The sequence below is a fragment of the Pseudomonas sp. genome, from assembly GCF_036387035.1.
Lineage (GTDB): Bacteria > Pseudomonadota > Gammaproteobacteria > Pseudomonadales > Pseudomonadaceae > Aquipseudomonas.
This window is the reverse complement of record NZ_DASVUM010000243.1, coordinates 62344-78353: the sequence shown is the minus strand read 5'-3', so window position 1 is coordinate 78353 and position 16010 is coordinate 62344. Positions and strand designations below refer to the sequence as shown.

27 protein-coding genes and 2 tRNA genes are annotated in these 16010 nt (G+C 60.2%); 2 read left to right on the top strand and 27 right to left on the bottom strand.

Annotation, left to right across the window (positions count from 1 at the left end; genetic code table 11):
- Window positions 1–92 precede the first annotated feature (92 nt).
- The gene (locus tag VF672_RS22335; RefSeq protein ID WP_331106972.1) at window positions 93–416 is read right to left on the bottom strand and encodes a hypothetical protein; all 324 of its coding nucleotides are present in this window, start codon (window positions 414–416) and stop codon (window positions 93–95) included.
- Window positions 417–571: 155 nt separating this feature from the next.
- Here VF672_RS22335 and VF672_RS22330 point away from each other — a divergent pair, with 155 nt between their 5' ends.
- The gene (locus tag VF672_RS22330) at window positions 572–1033 is read left to right on the top strand and encodes a hypothetical protein (RefSeq protein ID WP_331106970.1); all 462 of its coding nucleotides are present in this window, start codon (window positions 572–574) and stop codon (window positions 1031–1033) included.
- A 7-nt stretch (window positions 1034–1040) separates the two neighbouring features.
- Here VF672_RS22330 and VF672_RS22325 read toward each other — a convergent pair whose 3' ends face one another.
- The 6 genes from VF672_RS22325 to VF672_RS22300 all read right to left on the bottom strand — a co-directional run bounded on the left by VF672_RS22325 (window position 1041) and on the right by VF672_RS22300 (window position 4026).
- A complete protein-coding gene (locus tag VF672_RS22325; RefSeq protein ID WP_331106968.1) occupies window positions 1041–1427 on the bottom strand; it encodes a hypothetical protein in 387 nt (128 codons plus the stop codon).
- 48 nt (window positions 1428–1475) lie between these two features.
- Window positions 1476–2066, bottom strand: coding sequence for a hypothetical protein (locus tag VF672_RS22320; protein WP_331106966.1), 591 nt, complete (start codon window positions 2064–2066; stop codon window positions 1476–1478).
- Between the two features lie 80 nt (window positions 2067–2146).
- Entirely contained in the window at window positions 2147–2545 is a 399-nt protein-coding gene (locus VF672_RS22315; protein ID WP_331106964.1) for a hypothetical protein, read from the bottom strand.
- On the bottom strand, window positions 2542–2742 hold the full coding sequence (locus VF672_RS22310) for a hypothetical protein (RefSeq protein ID WP_331106962.1): 201 nt from the start codon (window positions 2740–2742) through the stop codon (window positions 2542–2544). Before VF672_RS22310 ends, VF672_RS22315 begins: the two co-directional genes overlap by 4 nt.
- 12 nt (window positions 2743–2754) lie before the next feature.
- Entirely contained in the window at window positions 2755–3762 is a 1008-nt protein-coding gene (yejK, locus tag VF672_RS22305; RefSeq protein ID WP_331106961.1) for a nucleoid-associated protein YejK, read from the bottom strand.
- Between the two features lie 66 nt (window positions 3763–3828).
- The gene (locus tag VF672_RS22300) at window positions 3829–4026 is read right to left on the bottom strand and encodes a hypothetical protein (RefSeq protein WP_331106959.1); all 198 of its coding nucleotides are present in this window, start codon (window positions 4024–4026) and stop codon (window positions 3829–3831) included.
- A 239-nt stretch (window positions 4027–4265) separates the two neighbouring features.
- Between VF672_RS22300 and VF672_RS22295 the strand changes: the two genes are divergently transcribed.
- Complete coding sequence (locus VF672_RS22295; protein WP_331106957.1) at window positions 4266–5003, top strand: hypothetical protein; 738 nt, start codon at window positions 4266–4268, stop codon at window positions 5001–5003.
- 6 nt (window positions 5004–5009) lie between these two features.
- Here VF672_RS22295 and VF672_RS22290 read toward each other — a convergent pair whose 3' ends face one another.
- The 20 genes from VF672_RS22290 to VF672_RS22195 form a co-directional block, all read right to left on the bottom strand.
- Window positions 5010–5348: a hypothetical protein gene (locus VF672_RS22290; RefSeq protein WP_331106954.1), complete on the bottom strand. Its 339-nt coding sequence runs from the start codon at window positions 5346–5348 to the stop codon at window positions 5010–5012.
- Window positions 5345–5788 (bottom strand): hypothetical protein, encoded by a 444-nt coding sequence (locus VF672_RS22285; RefSeq protein WP_331106952.1) that lies wholly within the window; start codon window positions 5786–5788, stop codon window positions 5345–5347. The genes VF672_RS22290 and VF672_RS22285 overlap by 4 nt, the downstream gene beginning before the upstream one ends.
- Window positions 5789–5924: 136 nt before the next feature.
- Complete coding sequence (locus VF672_RS22280; RefSeq protein ID WP_331106950.1) at window positions 5925–6245, bottom strand: hypothetical protein; 321 nt, start codon at window positions 6243–6245, stop codon at window positions 5925–5927.
- Entirely contained in the window at window positions 6242–6607 is a 366-nt protein-coding gene (locus VF672_RS22275; protein WP_331106948.1) for a hypothetical protein, read from the bottom strand. Before VF672_RS22275 ends, VF672_RS22280 begins: the two co-directional genes overlap by 4 nt.
- Window positions 6604–6906, bottom strand: a complete 303-nt coding sequence (locus tag VF672_RS22270; protein ID WP_331106946.1) for a hypothetical protein — start codon at window positions 6904–6906, stop codon at window positions 6604–6606. Before VF672_RS22270 ends, VF672_RS22275 begins: the two co-directional genes overlap by 4 nt.
- Entirely contained in the window at window positions 6903–7325 is a 423-nt protein-coding gene (locus VF672_RS22265) for a hypothetical protein (RefSeq protein ID WP_331106944.1), read from the bottom strand. The genes VF672_RS22270 and VF672_RS22265 overlap by 4 nt, the downstream gene beginning before the upstream one ends.
- Complete coding sequence (locus VF672_RS22260; RefSeq protein WP_331106942.1) at window positions 7322–7654, bottom strand: hypothetical protein; 333 nt, start codon at window positions 7652–7654, stop codon at window positions 7322–7324. The genes VF672_RS22265 and VF672_RS22260 overlap by 4 nt, the downstream gene beginning before the upstream one ends.
- Window positions 7654–7848, bottom strand: a complete 195-nt coding sequence (locus tag VF672_RS22255; RefSeq protein WP_331106940.1) for a hypothetical protein — start codon at window positions 7846–7848, stop codon at window positions 7654–7656. Before VF672_RS22255 ends, VF672_RS22260 begins: the two co-directional genes overlap by 1 nt.
- Window positions 7845–8615 carry a hypothetical protein gene (locus VF672_RS22250; protein WP_331106938.1) on the bottom strand — a complete coding sequence of 257 codons (771 nt, stop codon included), beginning with the start codon at window positions 8613–8615 and terminating at the stop codon, window positions 7845–7847. Before VF672_RS22250 ends, VF672_RS22255 begins: the two co-directional genes overlap by 4 nt.
- Window positions 8616–8778: 163 nt before the next feature.
- Window positions 8779–9165: a hypothetical protein gene (locus VF672_RS22245; protein WP_331106936.1), complete on the bottom strand. Its 387-nt coding sequence runs from the start codon at window positions 9163–9165 to the stop codon at window positions 8779–8781.
- Between the two features lie 131 nt (window positions 9166–9296).
- Window positions 9297–9686, bottom strand: coding sequence for a hypothetical protein (locus VF672_RS22240; RefSeq protein ID WP_331106934.1), 390 nt, complete (start codon window positions 9684–9686; stop codon window positions 9297–9299).
- Complete coding sequence (locus VF672_RS22235; RefSeq protein ID WP_331106932.1) at window positions 9683–9922, bottom strand: hypothetical protein; 240 nt, start codon at window positions 9920–9922, stop codon at window positions 9683–9685. The genes VF672_RS22240 and VF672_RS22235 overlap by 4 nt, the downstream gene beginning before the upstream one ends.
- Window positions 9923–10017: 95 nt before the next feature.
- Window positions 10018–10245 carry a helix-turn-helix domain-containing protein gene (locus VF672_RS22230; RefSeq protein WP_331106930.1) on the bottom strand — a complete coding sequence of 76 codons (228 nt, stop codon included), beginning with the start codon at window positions 10243–10245 and terminating at the stop codon, window positions 10018–10020.
- A gap of 158 nt (window positions 10246–10403) precedes the next feature.
- Window positions 10404–11366, bottom strand: coding sequence for a terminase small subunit (locus VF672_RS22225; protein ID WP_331106928.1), 963 nt, complete (start codon window positions 11364–11366; stop codon window positions 10404–10406).
- 451 nt (window positions 11367–11817) lie between these two features.
- Window positions 11818–12216 carry a hypothetical protein gene (locus tag VF672_RS22220; protein WP_331106926.1) on the bottom strand — a complete coding sequence of 133 codons (399 nt, stop codon included), beginning with the start codon at window positions 12214–12216 and terminating at the stop codon, window positions 11818–11820.
- Entirely contained in the window at window positions 12216–12839 is a 624-nt protein-coding gene (locus VF672_RS22215; RefSeq protein ID WP_331106924.1) for a hypothetical protein, read from the bottom strand. The genes VF672_RS22220 and VF672_RS22215 overlap by 1 nt, the downstream gene beginning before the upstream one ends.
- A 1654-nt stretch (window positions 12840–14493) precedes the next feature.
- A tRNA-Met gene (locus VF672_RS22210) sits at window positions 14494–14570 on the bottom strand.
- A gap of 182 nt (window positions 14571–14752) precedes the next feature.
- Window positions 14753–15028 carry an HU family DNA-binding protein gene (locus VF672_RS22205; RefSeq protein WP_331106922.1) on the bottom strand — a complete coding sequence of 92 codons (276 nt, stop codon included), beginning with the start codon at window positions 15026–15028 and terminating at the stop codon, window positions 14753–14755.
- Window positions 15029–15071: 43 nt separating this feature from the next.
- Window positions 15072–15148: transfer RNA gene (locus VF672_RS22200), tRNA-Thr, on the bottom strand.
- 20 nt (window positions 15149–15168) lie between these two features.
- A complete protein-coding gene (locus VF672_RS22195; protein WP_331106920.1) occupies window positions 15169–15822 on the bottom strand; it encodes a helix-turn-helix transcriptional regulator in 654 nt (217 codons plus the stop codon).
- Between the last annotated feature and the right edge of the window lie 188 nt (window positions 15823–16010).

Genomic DNA, 16010 nt, shown 5'->3' with positions numbered 1-16010 from the left:
AGCATTTATATTCGAAATAAACGACAAACGCAATAAACGAAATGATCAAATTTGATCAATGGCCTCATGTTTGCTAGGCGGGTTGGAGTGCGTTACGGCATACCCTGCCAGGCCGCAGCAGCAGCGCGTAATACCACCATACGGGTCGCGCCTTCCTTGTCGCCCTTGTGATATTCCGAGCACAGCTGGAAGCCCGATGCTTGGGCGCAGCTCTCCAGGGTTGAGACCTCAACCCACATACTCATGCGTACTTCCAGGCGGCGGGAGTCGCCATCGTCCAGGTGCGGACGCCAGGCACGCGAGGGAATGCCGTCGGTGACCAGCTTGGCCTCGCCAGCTTGAAAATCGAGGGTGTATCCAGCGGCCTTTGCGGCCTTTTCAAGCAGAATGCGGATATCAGGGCTTGCCTTGCTCATGGGTCACGGCCTCGGGAATCGCAGCGGGTTTTTCGATAATAGCCGAAGCGGGAAAGACTGGGGGCAGGCCAGCGGCCCGGATACCGTGGCTTCCAGGTGACAGAAACTAAAAATTAGTTCATCTTGCGTGGCTTTTAGCCATTAGGGATCGCGCCGTGACCGTTTTAGGGATGATTAAACCGATGATGCTCGGCTTCGGCATCGCTACGTTGTTGACCGGTTGCGCTTCCACCCCACCGCCAACGCTGCCCAATGCTTACTACGATAATTTCATTCAGGGGCTCGTGGCGGCCGATCGCTGCGGGCTCTCGGGACAGGTAACGCCAGATGCTTCGCTTTGGGAGAAACGAAGGCTCACACATAACCTGAATACCTGGACCTATGACCGCGCCTATTTCGAAAGCCGGTTTCAAGCTGCAGTGTTGACGCTGCCTGCGCCGCCAGTAGCAGTATGCAATCAAGTCGCCATGGAAGCGGCGGAATACAAACAAACCGTGCAGGAGAACAACGCGGCGGTAGAGGCTAATGCGCGTGCGTGGAACCAGGTGCAATACACGCAGCCTGTACACACCTATTGCAACAAGATAGGAGCGCAGACGCTCTGTAATTCGTACTGATCGAGCGCTATGCCTCCGGTGCTGCTTCGCTGACGGAGTAGCGGCCCGGGGGATCGGCGAGCACCCTGAACGGCATACGGGCGTCCATCACGCCCCGCACCTCGAACATGGTCAGCACCTTGCGCTGCTGCGCTTCAGCCGCGGCGTGACCGAACCCGGATGGCATCGGCGCTGTGAAGTGGGCGATCTCGTCGGGTCTCATTTCAAATGTGCGCGTTATACCTGGCACTGCAGCTGGGGCCGGGACTGGCGCAGGGAAGCGGGCGTCGAAGTCTGCAAGTGCATGATCAGCCCAGGAGGCTGGCGCCTTCTTGTCCGTGATGGTGACCGCTGCGGCCACGCCGGTAGCCATGCCGATCCACAGCGAGCGGCGCATCTGTTCGTGTTGAGTCATAGTCGGGCCTTATACGGGGAGGATGGGCGCCCGCAGGCGCCCGGGTTGTCAGGCGTAGGCGTAGCGCAGCTGGCGGCGCGCGATGCGGTCGTGCTTCCTGATAAGCAGACAGGTGACCAGCACACCGCCCAGGAGGGACACGATCACCAGGAACAGCACCAGCTTGGCGATCGCGCCGCCCGCATCGTCACCGTCGAACAGATCGGAGACGTCAAGGATGGCATCGAGCACGCCGCCGTTCGCTGCGTTGAACAGATTGCTGCCGGCGGCGTAGGTGTTCCAGGCCGCCGCGCCGACGTTCTGCCAGCTGCGCTCGCGCCAGGCCACGATCCAGGAGTGGATGGTTACCACCAGGCCGGTACCGATCGCAGGAATGATCACCGCCAGGTACCACAGCGACATGGCAGCGTGCATCGCCTTGGGCGGCATGTGGCCCAGGGCACTGGCGCCGAACACGCCGATGATGATCAGCAGCATCGAGAAACCGACGGCGCTTTGCGTGGCCGCACACCACATGAGCAGGCGCGGAAACCCGCCCATGATCTTGGTCTCGGTCCAGTGCCTGCCGCATACCACGGCGTTATACCAACTGACTCCAAGGTTGATCGCCAGAATGGCGAGGCCTATCAGCATTTCCACAGGGGTGTTCCTTATCCAGGTGCCTGAAACCGTCAGGCGTTCGGTGTTGCGTGGGCGCCGCCAGGGCAGCGCTTCGGGAGTCAGGTAAGCCGGTCCGGCTGATCGTCGGGACCGCTGGCCGGGTCAACATGAACGATCGGCAGCGGCCCGGCCGCGGGCTTAGTTACCAGCTCGCACAGGTACTCAAGGGCATCTGCAGCAGCGTCGAGGTCGGTCATGGTGGCGTTGGTACCGCCAGCCGTGTCCGCGCGCAGCGCCTGGATGACTTTTCCCAGGCCTTCCGCATCGAACTTGCCGAGCACGCCAGCTTTCAACGTGTTGATCTGACGCTGCAGCGCAGCCACTGCCAGGCGGTCGGCCTCGTTTTGCTTGGCCGAGTCTTCGCGAGTCACCCAGGAGCCATTGCCGTCCGGATCTTCGACCATCTGCAGATTTCCGCCCATGACGCGCTGGTTTGTGCTCGGGTAGTAAGTTTTCATGCCCGCGCCTCGATCTTGATGAAGTCGTCGATGACCGACTGCACGCCCAGGGCGTAATCCTCGGGCTTGGCGACGGTTCCGAGGGAAAGGGTGGCAACCACCTTGCCGCGGCCCTCTCTGGTTATGGTCATGCCGACCATGCCGCTCAGGGATTCCAGCGCCCACTGACGGCCTTGGAGTTTCAATACGTTGCACATAGGGGTGACTCCTTACTTGTCTGCGCGCTTGAGCTGCTCAACCAGGGCGGTCGGCACGTTGCGAATGGTCAGGGTTCCATTGGTCTGATCGAACTCGATGCGGTTGCCCAGGTGGTGGGCTTCGAAGCTGATCGACAGACCTTCAGAGCGGCCGGTGAAACGGCGGAACTGGTTGATCACTCGCTTATCGGCGGGGATGGTGTCCGACAGGCCGTAATCCTTATCGCGGATGAAGTTGGCGAACGACTTGGGGCTATCCCCGTCGATCATCTCCGACAGCTCGTCCAAGGTGATCGCCTCGCCTTTGCGGGCGGTGTCGCTGGTGTATGCAACCAGGTTGCCGGTGGCTTCGCGCGCCTGCTCCTCGCCCATGTCTTCAGCCTCAACGAAATCGGTGAAGGCTTTCAGCAGGGTGCGGGTCTCACTTGGGGCGTCGATCGCTTCCTGGCAACCAATGAAGTCGCGGAAGTAGTCGCCGTTCTTGCGACCGTTCTTGCTCTTCAGGAACGAAATGTATTGGCGCGATTTCGCGTTCTGGCGCCACTCCGAAAGGTTGATGCGGCAAGCCAGGTGCAGCTTGCCGACGTCCAGGTAACGGGTTGCCTCGATCTGCAGTTCGGCGTTTAGCGTGACGCCTTCGGACTGCAGCAGCACCGCGATCGCCAGGTATTCGGTCATGCCTTGCTGGTAGTGGGCGAACAGGACATGGCCGCCCGTGCTCAGGTTGCTTTCCTCCAGCAGCTGGGTCAGGTGCTCAGTGGCTCGGCGGGTGAAGGCAACGAAGTCAATCTGCAGATCCATCCATGCGCGCAGCCAGCCGCTGAAGGGGAACGCGCCGGATTCGGCGTGGAACAGGCCCCAGCCTTTGTTGGCCTTGGCGTTATAGGCGTCGTTGAGGTCGAACGACAGGTTGTCGAGGGCGTCGGATTCGGGGATAGCCGCGTTGTTGAGATGCACGATCGCAGGGAGGCCGTCGGGCTTTTTGTCGATCAGGTGAACGATTGCGTTTTTTACAGGCATAGCAGTCTCCAGACACGCTCGCGCAGGGCGGCGTGGTAGTCGGTGTTTCAGGGAAGGGGAGGGGCGTTATCCGGCGCAGCGCGTCCGGTACAGAACGATGTCGCGGACAGTGGCGATGCCGCATTGATACTGGGCAGCCAGGCTCGCATAGGACTTGCCGCCAGCCTCATAGGCGTCACGGATGCTATCCACCTGGGAGGTGGTGAGCTTGGCGCGCGGATGAGACGCGCCGCATAGATGATTGGTGTCGCTACGTGTGGTCATTGGGCTTACCCACGAGGTGGTCGGTTCGTGTGGATGACTCTACCCTCGGGCTTGGCTCAATGCAAGCAAACAGTTGTGTAAACATAACTATATGCTTGTGATTTAGCTGTCATGATGTGCCCTAGCACCGAAAACATTGAGCTGCAGCAGGTTTTGCTGGTCAGGCGAGCAGGGTAGATGGGGCTATATTCCACGCACGCCATCTCGCCCGAGGTGGCGCAACCGCAAAGGTGAGGAAGATGAAAATTAAAATAAGAAGTCTTTGTGCTATCTCGGTGGCGCTGGTCAGCATCGACGTGTTTGCCTGCCAGCCACACTATTACAAAGATGACGTGGGCATATGCTGGCCGGATGGTGGTTATGTGGTCGAGGCCGTAAATCCTGTTCCAGACCTGCTGAATATCGGCGGGGCAATCGTGAAGGGTGATGTCAACGCTCTGACCCAGGCCATAGGGGGAGCTATCGTTAAAACTACCTGCCCCGCCTGCGCGATCATGCTTACTGGGAACGATAAGGTGTTTGTGGAAAAGGTCGTCGGGCGCGGATGGCTGGTTTACATGACCACAGGCAGCCCCATGATCGTGCTTGCGGATGCGACCAGCAATATCGCGAAAGGAATCGATCTCGGCACTCCTGAGCCCGCGGTATTCAGTGCCCCGCCCTCACAGGTGCGAGCAGGCATCGCATATTCAGCAAGCGAAGCCACTTGCATGGTCCGAAACATTGCGAACGGCAGCATAACGGCGGGGTGGGTCGATCCACCTGTATTAAGGGCAGCGAACGGGGTGGAAAAGGTGTATCCCAATGTGAGCGTATTGCCGGTTGATACATTGAAGATCACGAGCAAAAACGACTGCGCAGACGTCCCTGAAGGCCAGGAAAAACTGACCGAAATCGTGATCAAGATAGGTGATTCACGGTCGATACCGGTAGAAGAGCCCGTGATGAAATACTTCTTCACGGGCAAGGCTGCTTAGAGCACCTCAGATGTCCGGCAAGTCGTCTGCGATCGTCATGCCTGCCTGTTCGACGGCCTGGCGAAAGGCGGCCTGCAGCTCGCGCACGACATGATCTTGATAGCCGGTGAAGGCGGGCAGCGCGACGGCCGGGCGCTTGTGTGTTTCGTATCCCTCTCCCGTGAGCAATATGCTGCCCTCCTCTGGATACTCCGCATCACAGACGTACAGTCCTGGCCCGCTGTGATAGCTAGCGTCGCCCAGCTCTATCAGCGCCTCCTGGGCCATCTGCTCCTCGGTGTTATCAGGCGCAATGAATTCCAGGGCTTCGCGCAGCTGGGCGCCCGTGATCACCACGCCGCTCATGCTGCAGCCTCCACGGGCTGAGCTGGCGCCTTAATCAGCCCCAAGCGAACGCCTTCGGCGCGCACGGCCAGGATGTCATCGCCATACCCCCACGGGTTTTCGAAACCGTTATCCATCTTTGGCTGGAAGTAGCCGAACCGCATGGTCGAGCCGTCCAGGACGTGCCTGGCGATGCTGCCCACCAGGCTTTTCAGCGTGCCGCCGTGGCTGAAGCCATCCCACCGACCTTCCTTTGCGGTGTTGATCTGCTTGCCGGTGTAGTCGTCATGCAGCCACACGATCGAGGCGCGGGCGTTCAGGCTCAGGTATGCGCCGTGCCCGGCGCCAGTGTCGGCAAAGAAGTGGCGGCCGCAGCTGGCGATCGAACGGATGAACTCGTTAGCGCTGGCCAGGCGTTGCAGCCGCTGCTCGGGGATGGTGATGCGTCTGGTGGTGTTCATTGTCCGTTCCAGTTGGGATTTTTGTGGCTGCAGCGCTGGCACTAGCGGTGCATCAGGGTTTTGGTGGTACCGCTGAGGACGCCATAGGTCTTATGGACCGTGACGAACTTGTGGCCCACCAGGTGGCAAAGCAGGCTCATGGCAAGGTCAGCCCGTGATAGGCGGCAATGGTGACGATCGCTCGGCGCGTGGCCGCTGTCGGCTTGTTGTCCCTGGCCATCTCGTCGCTGTAGTACGCCTGGAACTCGGACAATCCCGAGGCGGTGGTGAACATGCCGAGCTGGACCGCCAGCCGCAGCGCGTCGCTGTCATCAGTGAGCGGGCGCCAGTCGTCACTGAGAAACCCCATTTCAACCACGCGGCGGAATACCTGCCGGAACGGGTCGTATTGGACGCATCCATTAGCCTTGGCGGCCAGCGCCAGCAGCTCGGCGTCACTCGCGCTGATCAGTATCACAGGGCACCCCACCGGCCACGGGGGCCTGTCGCGGGCGGCTGGCGTGGGCGATCGAACTGGCCGGTGCGTTCGGCCTTGGCGCGCATATGCCGCGTGTGCAGTTCGGTTTTACCCGTCTGGCGACCCTGGGCGAAGGCCTGCAGCGGACAGGCCACCTCTACCCGGTCCATATTGAAGCCGCGGAGGGCGACCCATTCGGCAAGACGCTGGGGCAGGACGATCACCTGCATGCCGACCGAATCCATATGGCCTTCAAAATGAGCGCACCACTGCGTATCTGCGGCCAGCTGCGCCTCGGTGAGGAGGGCCATGGCTTCGGCGTAGCCCTTCAGTGGGGTGAGCGTGATGTTGCCCTCGGTCATGGCAGTGCCTTGATGGCGCGCTGGGCACGCTCTTCTGGCGATAGCTTCCAGGTGCCCGCGTATTGCTTGAACGACCCACCGCGGCCGAACCACATACGCGTTTCCAGCTCGCGCCGTGAATTAGCGATCGCCATCACCAGGGGGAATCCATGACGCACCATGACGTAGGCCTTGCCGCGGCGGCCTATCTCGATCACAGCCCGGGTATGGTGCAGATTGATGCCGGTACGCCAGTCGTTGGCCGAGTCGGTACGCTTGAGGCGGCGAATGTACAGCTTGCCGAGACGGTACTGGCTCATGCGGGCATATCGCTTTGCTGGGGCATGGCCAGCGCCTTCTGCGCCTGTTGGAGCTGGCCAGCGGAAAACAGTACCGGATTGGCGTGGAGGATGATCGATTGCAGCGCCTTGAACAGGGCGTCGCGCTGGTGCTTTACGACGTAAGCGTTGTGGTTCGCCTTGGCCAGGAGGCCGAGACCGCCCAGGCCGACAAGGCCCGATGTATCGATCCCCTCGCAGGCATTCATGGCCGCAGCGATGCGTTTGGCGTTCGCTTCGGACGGCAGGCCGGTTTCGGGGTCGATGATGTCGGAGGCGATCGCCACATTGGCGCCGACCTGGCGCACAAAGTATTCAGTCACCACCACCTGGCCACGGGCATCGCCATGACTGGCGTGGTTGTATTCCCAGGGTGTAGGGGTGCTCGGAGTTCTGCTCATGATGCGGATCTCACATTGGGCACGCACTCGATCAGCTCCACCAGGACGGCGATCGCGGCGTTGTACCAGGTTTGGTTAAGGTTCTCGGCGACGTCGTCGCGCAGGGCTTGGGCCACGCCGGTGCGGGTCAGGCCATCCCAATCGGCGATCTTGGCCAGCTGCTCGATACCGGCGAGACGCTCCAGTAGCGCCAGGCGGTCATGGGCTTCCCTGAGCTGCTGCCGCAGATGCGCGCGGCTGCGCTTTACCTGGGCCAGCTCGTCTATGGCTGCGTCGAGGGCCGCCTGCGTCACGGCGTCGGCCCCTTGGCCAGCTCGGCAATCGGTCATTACAGGGTTACCTTCCAGCAGTCGATGGCCACGCCATTGGAGCCGGTGGCCACCGCGCATTGGCGGCCTGGCACGGGGTAGGTCACAGATACGGCAACCATTTGGTTATGCACCCAGTTGTAGGCGGTGAAGCCCGCCACCAGGACGACGAGCATCCCGACGGCGGCGGCCACGCAAATGGCCAGGTCTCTCACACGGTCACCTTTTGGCCGAAGCCAGCGTCGTACAGCGCCAGGCAATCGTCGGCGCGGGTGTCGCTGGCGCCGCTCTGCTCGATCACGCGCAGCATGTCGCGAACCACGATGTCACGAGCCGCGATCATGTCGCGCTGACGGCCGGTTAGGATCGGGCGGAAGCAATCGGCAATGGCCTGGGCGACCACCTTGTTGCCTTCGACAGGCACATACACGGCAACCTGCTTTGCGGCCAGGAAGTGCACCAGGATAGTGACGCGCTGCCAGTGCGGATCTAGCTCGCGCTTCACCTCGCATTCGATACCCACGGGCGGTAGACCTTTGCCGTTCCACTGGACCGGCTCCGGCTCGCCACCATCCGCGCGCTGCTGAGCAGTGCGCAGGGGCTTGAAGTGTTTCGCCCACTGGAGTTCCTCGTGATCGCAGAACACCACGATGGCCATGCCATCACGAACAGCGACCACCTCGCATTTGCGGTAGGTCTGCGTGCGGGTGGCCAGGGCCTCGCACACGGTGCCCACAGGCGGAATGCCCTCGCCATCCCATTCCTGGGCAGGGCGAGAAACCAGACGGTCCCGCATTACGCATACCAGGGGAGGCGGGCATAGATTCACTTCGCCGGTCTCCAGCACCTGCCAGGCCGCGACGGGCACCTGCAGGTGTGGCTCGTATCGCCAGAAGGTGTCGAGATACATGCCGCTATCGTCGGCCTTGGCCAGGAAATGGGTGGCCAGCGGAACCAGCGCCCAGTTGATCGGCTGGCTCATGCTTGCCGACCCGTGTGGCCGGGACCGTTTGTGCCGCGGGTGTTTTCGTCCAAGCAGGCGTGCAGGTCGAAGCATGCGGCGCCCGCGGTCATGTACTGCGGAACCTTAGCGCCCGGTGCCAGGCGCTTGAATGTCAGTTGAGTGTGCATCGGGGCGATCCGGATCAGTGAGCGGTCGAGGAGGGTGCGGCAGCTGCTGCAGCAGCATGAGCAGGGTTGAAGCCGGGAATACGTTGCAGGCCCATCATTGCCAGGCGATCCTCGGTGAGGCTTTCGAGCTGGATGTAATTCGGTACCACCATGAACGTGGCAGTCACCTCCTGCCCGCTCTCGGCCAGGCCCTGAGTGACCATCTTCATCAGGTCACGGGCCTGATGACGGCAGACGCGCTCAGGATCGACACGTACCAGCACGGCGCCGGTGGTGGGCACCTGGGTGAAGTCAACGGCACCGACCAGGTCAGCGGTAGGAACTTCAGGCGTAGGCTCGGCCTCGGCGCGAAGGGCGGAAAGTGCGGTGAGGGCGGCGATCAGCTTTTCTATATTGGTCATCTGTTAGGTCTCGAAATGCGCTCCGCGGGGTGCGGGCGCTGGCACGGGCTCGGCCCCAATGAAGGGGCGGGCCAGTGGCAATCGAGTTGCTTGAGGGGAGGCCCGTGGCGGGCCTCGGGGTATGGCGAGAGTTAGGTACGGTCGAGGAAGCGGATGCTCTCGGCGTAGACGTTCCCTACCGTGCCGTCTGGGAACTCGACAATTGCGGTGGAGTAGGGGCCGTAGCTTTCGCCATTGTCATCGCTGGCCATGCCCCAGGCATGGAAGATGGCCTCGCCCTTTTCATAGCGCTCCGTGCCAATGCCGGGTCCTTTAGCACGTATCGCAGTCACCATGACGGGACGCAGGCCGTCGATAGGTGAGGCCATGTTCAAAGGTGCGATCACTATTTCAAGATCCTTTGGCAAAGCCTCCCAAGCCACCGCCGCGCACGCCTTCGAGCAGCAGAAGCGCTGCCGCAAAAAAGACTTGGCTGGAATGACGACATCATGCGTACAGACTGGATTAGCGCACTTGCTCACGATACGGCCTCCGCCTTCAGCGCCATGCACTGATTCAAATCCACGCAGCCGCTCTTGCCTTCCAGCCAGCTCACAGCGCTGTGACCGCCCATTACTTCGCTGTAAGATTTGCCACGATGGGTTTCGCCGTGGCCGCGGGTTGATTCGAAGGCAATCACCGCGCCCACCGGGTGCTGGGCATTCCAGTTGTGGCATTTGGTTCGCAGCTGAGCTGCTGTCGGGATGTTGCGGGACATGGTAGGCCCTCCAGGGCGTTGCGCTTTAATGGGGTGAACTCTACCCACGCCGCAACCAGATTGCAAGCATAAAGTAACCGTAAGATTACATATTGCTAAGTAATGAAATCGAACTGGCACGTCACCATGCAGAAGTAACGCCACAGGGCTCCATTCATGCGGGTGCGGCCGCTCTCGTAGTTGGTCCAGGCGCGTCCGCTCACGCACACCATGTCGCCAGCCGCAGCGGCGGTCAGTCGGGCATTGGCGCGTGCGAGCGAGACGTCGGCAGGGGAGGGAGTGGAAGGCCTGGGCGGGGGTAGGCGTTTGCGGGGCTTTCTCATTGCTGGTTTGTTCCTACTTTCCCTCAGCCAGTACGAACAAACGACCGGTTTCAGGTATGCCAGGAGCCCGCCAGGCAAGGGGCCAGGGGGCTGAAAAGGCGAGGCCGCAGGATTGCGCAGGGAGCACGATCGGCATTACGGCCATGCCGTGAGGTGGATTAGGGCTCCAGATCACCCAGGAGGGCCTCGCGCTCGGCCAGCGTCTCCTTGTCGGCCATTGCTTTGGCCTCGGCCGCTTCGTAGAGCGCATCCAGCTCCTCGGCGGTCATCTGCTGACCCATGTTCAGATCCAGCTTGTCGTTATAGAACCCTTCGTGGCGCGCCAGCATGTCCAGCGCCTTAGTGCGCTCGTAGACCACCATCTCGGGGCCGAACTTACCGGGCTTGGTGCCGCCGTAGGCCATGCGGGCCTGGGGCGACATATTGCGGCTGTCTTTCATGACGATCTTAGGCACGCCATCCCCGAAGCATTCCATGCATTCAGGGTTCGGGCCTTCCTTGGGGTTGAACCCGGTACCGCCCTTTTCGTCGAACTGGGGCATTTCTTCACCGTTGTCCGCAGCTGCTGCGCACTCGGTGTTGTACTCCTCCTCTCGGGCTTCCATCTCGCTACGGGTGAACTGGTAGCGGTTGTCCCTGCCCCAGCAGTAGCGGCAGGCGTCGATGCGGTTCTCGATCAGCTCATTGGTATCGACGGTCGCGATGCCATGCACGTACTTGTAGACGGTGTCGGCTTCAATACCCAGGCGTTCACGGCGCTCATGCTGGCGTCGGGAAATCTCGGCTTGAACCATAACATTTGATAGCAGACGGCTTGCCTGTACCTGGGCAGTCCTCACGCTGTAGTGCGCACGTATAGCCGCTTGCGTGCCATTCAGATCGATCATGTACTCGTCGATGAATCTGGCCAGGCGTGCGTGCTTGGGATTATCGGGATCGATCGTCAGCGCATTGGCCAGCTCTACCGCTTCGTCCTCATCGGTAGGACCGAGAACCTTGGGGGCTGGCTTTTTGGCGGGGACTTTCTTGGCTGGCGCCTTCTTGGTGGCTGCCTTGGATGACGAGCGCTTGGGAGCTACCCCCTTCGCTATATCAGCAGCGTTTCTCGGGGTACCGCTCATGTATGGCCTCGTGACTGGAATGAATGCCGCCTTTGAGCCATGGCGCGGCGTACCACTTCTGATCCGTCAGAAAGGTGGGATGGCAAACCCACTGACCTACTCGTTTTGTATGGTCTATGCGCCCAGGAACCGATGATGGTGAACACCAGCCCTTAGTTTTGGGACATGACCCCCGGCTAACTATCGAACCTGCGAACGAGCACGCTTAGCGTCTGCATCTATGGTGCATCACGCTACGGGGTTGATTGTGGTGTACAGGGGAGAGGGGGGAATGCGAGGGTTTCCGATCCACCTATGCGCCCATTGCGTGACGTGGTGGATCGGGATGGAGCTGGAACGTGTTAGGCGGAACACACCTGTACGCACCCATAGAGCACAGCGAGCATTCCAGCCGCAGCGGTGCCGAGAATCACGCGAGAGATACCGAGGGTGATGGCGAGCTGTCGCGGGCTCATGCTGGTGCCCCGCCGTGGAAGTTGTCGTCGTGCCACTTCGAGCAGCTGCAGGCGCGATACGTGATCGCCAGGCGGAGCATGTCACGAACAGCGAGCGGGATCGCCACCACCAGGATGGCCAGGAACACCCAGCCGACAACATCACCACGGCTGCCCATGTATGCGCACACCCATACGGCGAGGATCATCAGCACCAGGTACACGAGCGCGATCGGAGCCTGTGGCCAATTCAAGCGACGCTTACCCTTACAGCCACACGGCATAGGCCCTCGCTCATGGGGCTGGCTCATGGCGTAACGCGCCAGGCCATTGGCTGCAGTCACCTGCGGACGGATCACAGCAGCCAGGCAGCGAGCGAGCAGGGCGGCACTAATACGCGAGACCAGGCGCAGCATTACAGCTCCACCGCTGCAGTCGTGGCATTCATTAGCGCCAGCACATGGGCGAGCTTGCCGTTGACCGAGGCCAGCTGACCGGCGAGCGGGGCGCGGCTGTCATCGGGTGCGCTGGCTTCACCATCCACCCCTGGCGTACTGGCCATCACCGGCGCCAGCTTGGTGACCAGGGCAGACAACGCATCGAGCAGAGCATCTGCAGACGTGTCGAGGTTGGTCACCTCCTGGGGAATCGACGGCCTGATGGGCGCCGGGGTCTCGGCCGCGGTCACGGTGCTGGCCAGCGTCGTGCTGCCCGTGATACCGGCGAGCGTTGGCTGCAACATTACAGATTCCTTTGAATCAGGACCTGCCTTTACAGCCTGGGCGGTCAGGATGGCGGCGGTATGGTTATCGATCACCAGGACATCGGCGACAGGCGCGGCCTCGGCCTGGGTGTCGTCTACCGGCAGCCGCTCGACTTCAGCAACGGGCTCAGGCTCGGGCGCGACCTCCTGGGCCGGGATCTCGACAGTGGCTTCGACCGGATCTTCAACCGCCAGGGCGATGGTGTCAGACACATCCTGGGCATCACTGGTTGGGTATTCGGTTACGGCCGGTACTTCGACTACGACTTCGGACATGGATGATTGCCTCATACGTGAACTGATAAAACGGTGAAGCCAGGCGTCAAACCGGGCCTTGACCCACGGCCACACGATGGCGATCGCATTGAACCCCACCACCAGAATGACTCTTTTCGACATCAGCGCTTCCCCCGCGGGGGCAATGATGCAGGCCGACGCGCGGGGTCATGCGGGGGCCTTTCCGAGCGGCACGCGTAAAAGTATCGAGCACCAGCCGGACACACGACGCCGACCGCTCGGGGCAACACTGTCCATCAGCTGGAATCCGCGGGAGTCGAAAACCTCGGGGCCGTCCTCGCCTTGCTGGCGCATGAACCACGGGCGAACGCGCTCGCCCCGTATTCCTGGAACGAGGTCGCTAAGGACTATCGGGCCGGGCACTCCCCCCAGCTGGCGCAGTTGTTCCGCCATACCCCAGGTTCGACGCCAAGGGGTAGGACACACCGCCTGCGCGGCGCTGTTTGCTCTGCATATGGCCGGTGTCATTCCGGCTTTCTGGGCGGGCTCGTTGGGTCACGTACCTCCCGCCTCTCATCGCGTAGCCGACCAGTGACCTCCTGGGTATAGCCGACGCCTCTACCGACTTAGCCAGTCAACCCTGGCGATTCATCTGCATTGGAAAAAGGGGAGTCCTCAGACGCCGCCGTTTTTCCAATGCAGCCTGGCGAACCAGGTACACGGTGCAGTGATTCTGTATCCGATGGAGGTCGGATCGGCATGCAAGGCCATTACGCCGGTCACCCACCTATCGGGCTCTGTCACCCCTTCATTACGCGTTCGGGGTTTTACGCGGCGATCCAAACTTACTTTTAGATTGGGTTCAAGAGTCGCATCTCGCCAATTTCGGGCGGCTTTCGCCATGTTCTGTGCTCGTCTCTCCGAGCCGTCACGCCTACGGTCCAGCTGCCTACTGATTGGTCGGGCGTTCCACAACCTTCTACCCCGGGGCACTTAGGGGCGGGCCTATCCAGCATTCGGCCTCGCAAAAAACACCGACAGGAGGCGGCGGCTGGTTTTCAGCTTGCTGCAGATAGCAGCCCTCACGGAACTGCTGCCCTGATCATTGTCCGGCCGGGAGGCGAGGGAGTGATCAGCACGTTGCATCTGCATTGGTCGCATCACTCACCCCCGTGAACCCACGACCGAGGGAGTAGGTGAATGATGCGACCGATGCAGCCTGAGCGACTGCCCGCGCTCAGGTGTTATCGGGCCGGTTACGTGTTCCGGCGCCAGCAAGCTGGCCGTATTGATGCAGTGCCCGGTGTTACCCGGCTAACGACGACTTAAGCACATGGTCAACCTCGTCGATCGGTGTCCCTTCGAGCGTCTAACGCAAACGAACCACACTCGCCATATTTACCGCCGCCACGAGGACGGATCACGATCTGCATCGGTAGAGGGCTTTAGTCGTCAGGTCGGACTGGGGGTTATCCGCAACCAAAGCGCTCTCCGATGCAGCCTCGACAAATATCACCCTGGAGGAAGTAACGTATTTGTCGAGGTATATCGGGCCGGTCTGATCCCGACAGTCAAAAGGCCCGTAGCTTGCCCAGTAACGCCCCACGTCGATTGCTGAATCCATCGCGGCAACCAAGTTGCAGTTGCTACGCTTCAAACAGCGCTGTCGGTGCTCTTTTGGCTTTCGCCTAGTTGGTTGCGGGAGCTGGATTTGAACCAGCGACCTTTGGGTTATGAGCCCAACGAGCTGCCAGACTGCTCTATCCCGCAATATTTCTATGCATCTGCATTGGTGAAGCTACCCGGGCGCCCCGACAGTGGGAGAGCTGGACCAGCGCCTAAGCGCCTGGGTACCTTCCCAATACAGACGCGAGGCCTGTATTGACTGGTTTTCGACATGACGGACCAGATCCGCTGCACACACCCATGACGGCGACCCGCAGGATTTCGAATTACGCGACAGCGTCTTTCAAAGCCTTGCCTGGCTTGAACTTAACGACGCGTCGTGCATCGATGGAGAGCGGTGCCCCCGTCTGCGGATTGCGGCCAGTACGAGCTTCGCGCTGCGAAGTTTCGAAGCTGCCGAAGCCGACCAGTACAACGTTGCCGCCTTGAGCCAGTTCGTCCTGGATAACTTCCAGAACCGAATCGACTGCCTGCTTAGCTGCGGCTACAGTGGGAAAACTCCCCTGTTCTTTTACAGCGTCAATCAATTGTTGCTTATTCATAGTTCGCTCTCGTTTGTTACTAATCAGTGGTGTTACAGCAATATGGTGCCGGGAACAGGATTCGAACCTGCGACCTTCTCATTACGAATGAGCTGCTCTACCAAACTGAGCTATACCGGCGTGCAACTAAGTTGCGAATTCTATTCGGCTAACAGCGGTATTAAGAATTGCTGATGCGCGTTCGTCTTATCCTTGAACGAAAGTTCTCGATCAATGAAACCTAACCGCTTCTCTTCACTCTCAATACGCTCTCGCGCTCTTTTGCCTAACTTGACCATGCCTTGAATGGAACTTACCAGGCTGGCCCCGCCCCTACATTCAGTCTCAAAGTCGGGGTTCAATTCCAACAAGCGATGGAATCGTGTTTCAGCTTCGGCGGCCATCTCGGCCATTGCCTTCGCTTCTTTTCGGTCGTGATCCCTGCTATCTAAGGTCACCGCAACCGAGTTGCCGAGTGCCGAGGCGAACTTCATAAACTGGCTTTCGATCGTCTCGGTCACAGCCTTGACGCCTAACGCCATTCGGTTCTCGACGGGGTCCGCTATGGGGTCGTCGATCGTTCCGAAAATGAAATCGGTCGGTACCATGTAAAGCTGGCAAACACTGATCAGCTCAGTCAGCGGGGGCAACCTGTCGCCACTCTCCCAAAGGGAAATTTGCGTTGCATTTTCGTGCTTTAGGTGATCCGCCACATCTTTCTGAGACAGCTTGCATGCCAGCCTGGCCATGCGCAGACGCTTGCCTACTTCTTGACAATTGATCTCGTAGAGGTCGTTGTCCTTGCGCATTGCCATGTTGACTTGCCCGTCGGTGTTTGCCCTCACTCGATAAGCAAAGAGTAATAATTCCGTTAGCAACATGCAAGCGCGATTTTCGCTGATTTTTGAACTTTACCCGATTCTTACATTCGTAAACTATTAAACATCGATTTATGTGGTCTTAATAAAGAAAATTGTACGGCGATTGTTTCAATCTTGTTTCA

Coding starts and splice junctions, on each gene's coding strand:
- VF672_RS22235 (WP_331106932.1), bottom strand. CDS start 9,922: ATGTCCCGCAACATCCCGACAGCAGCTCAGCTGCGAACCAAATGCCAC.
- VF672_RS22250 (WP_331106938.1), bottom strand. CDS start 8,615: ATGAGCCAGCCGATCAACTGGGCGCTGGTTCCGCTGGCCACCCATTTC.
- VF672_RS22290 (WP_331106954.1), bottom strand. CDS start 5,348: ATGAGCGGCGTGGTGATCACGGGCGCCCAGCTGCGCGAAGCCCTGGAA.
- VF672_RS22285 (WP_331106952.1), bottom strand. CDS start 5,788: ATGAACACCACCAGACGCATCACCATCCCCGAGCAGCGGCTGCAACGC.
- VF672_RS22275 (WP_331106948.1), bottom strand. CDS start 6,607: ATGACCGAGGGCAACATCACGCTCACCCCACTGAAGGGCTACGCCGAA.
- VF672_RS22230 (WP_331106930.1), bottom strand. CDS start 10,245: ATGAGAAAGCCCCGCAAACGCCTACCCCCGCCCAGGCCTTCCACTCCC.
- VF672_RS22315 (WP_331106964.1), bottom strand. CDS start 2,545: ATGAAAACTTACTACCCGAGCACAAACCAGCGCGTCATGGGCGGAAAT.
- VF672_RS22195 (WP_331106920.1), bottom strand. CDS start 15,822: ATGGCAATGCGCAAGGACAACGACCTCTACGAGATCAATTGTCAAGAA.
- VF672_RS22270 (WP_331106946.1), bottom strand. CDS start 6,906: ATGAGCCAGTACCGTCTCGGCAAGCTGTACATTCGCCGCCTCAAGCGT.
- VF672_RS22260 (WP_331106942.1), bottom strand. CDS start 7,654: ATGACCGATTGCCGAGCTGGCCAAGGGGCCGACGCCGTGACGCAGGCG.
- yejK (WP_331106961.1), bottom strand. CDS start 3,762: ATGCCTGTAAAAAACGCAATCGTTCACCTGATCGACAAAAAGCCCGAC.
- VF672_RS22245 (WP_331106936.1), bottom strand. CDS start 9,165: ATGACCAATATAGAAAAGCTGATCGCCGCCCTCACCGCACTTTCCGCC.
- VF672_RS22205 (WP_331106922.1), bottom strand. CDS start 15,028: ATGAATAAGCAACAATTGATTGACGCTGTAAAAGAACAGGGGAGTTTT.
- VF672_RS22335 (WP_331106972.1), bottom strand. CDS start 416: ATGAGCAAGGCAAGCCCTGATATCCGCATTCTGCTTGAAAAGGCCGCA.
- VF672_RS22310 (WP_331106962.1), bottom strand. CDS start 2,742: ATGTGCAACGTATTGAAACTCCAAGGCCGTCAGTGGGCGCTGGAATCC.
- VF672_RS22220 (WP_331106926.1), bottom strand. CDS start 12,216: ATGCTGCGCCTGGTCTCGCGTATTAGTGCCGCCCTGCTCGCTCGCTGC.
- VF672_RS22300 (WP_331106959.1), bottom strand. CDS start 4,026: ATGACCACACGTAGCGACACCAATCATCTATGCGGCGCGTCTCATCCG.
- VF672_RS22295 (WP_331106957.1), top strand. CDS start 4,266: ATGAAAATTAAAATAAGAAGTCTTTGTGCTATCTCGGTGGCGCTGGTC.
- VF672_RS22215 (WP_331106924.1), bottom strand. CDS start 12,839: ATGTCCGAAGTCGTAGTCGAAGTACCGGCCGTAACCGAATACCCAACC.
- VF672_RS22265 (WP_331106944.1), bottom strand. CDS start 7,325: ATGAGCAGAACTCCGAGCACCCCTACACCCTGGGAATACAACCACGCC.
- VF672_RS22225 (WP_331106928.1), bottom strand. CDS start 11,366: ATGAGCGGTACCCCGAGAAACGCTGCTGATATAGCGAAGGGGGTAGCT.
- VF672_RS22325 (WP_331106968.1), bottom strand. CDS start 1,427: ATGACTCAACACGAACAGATGCGCCGCTCGCTGTGGATCGGCATGGCT.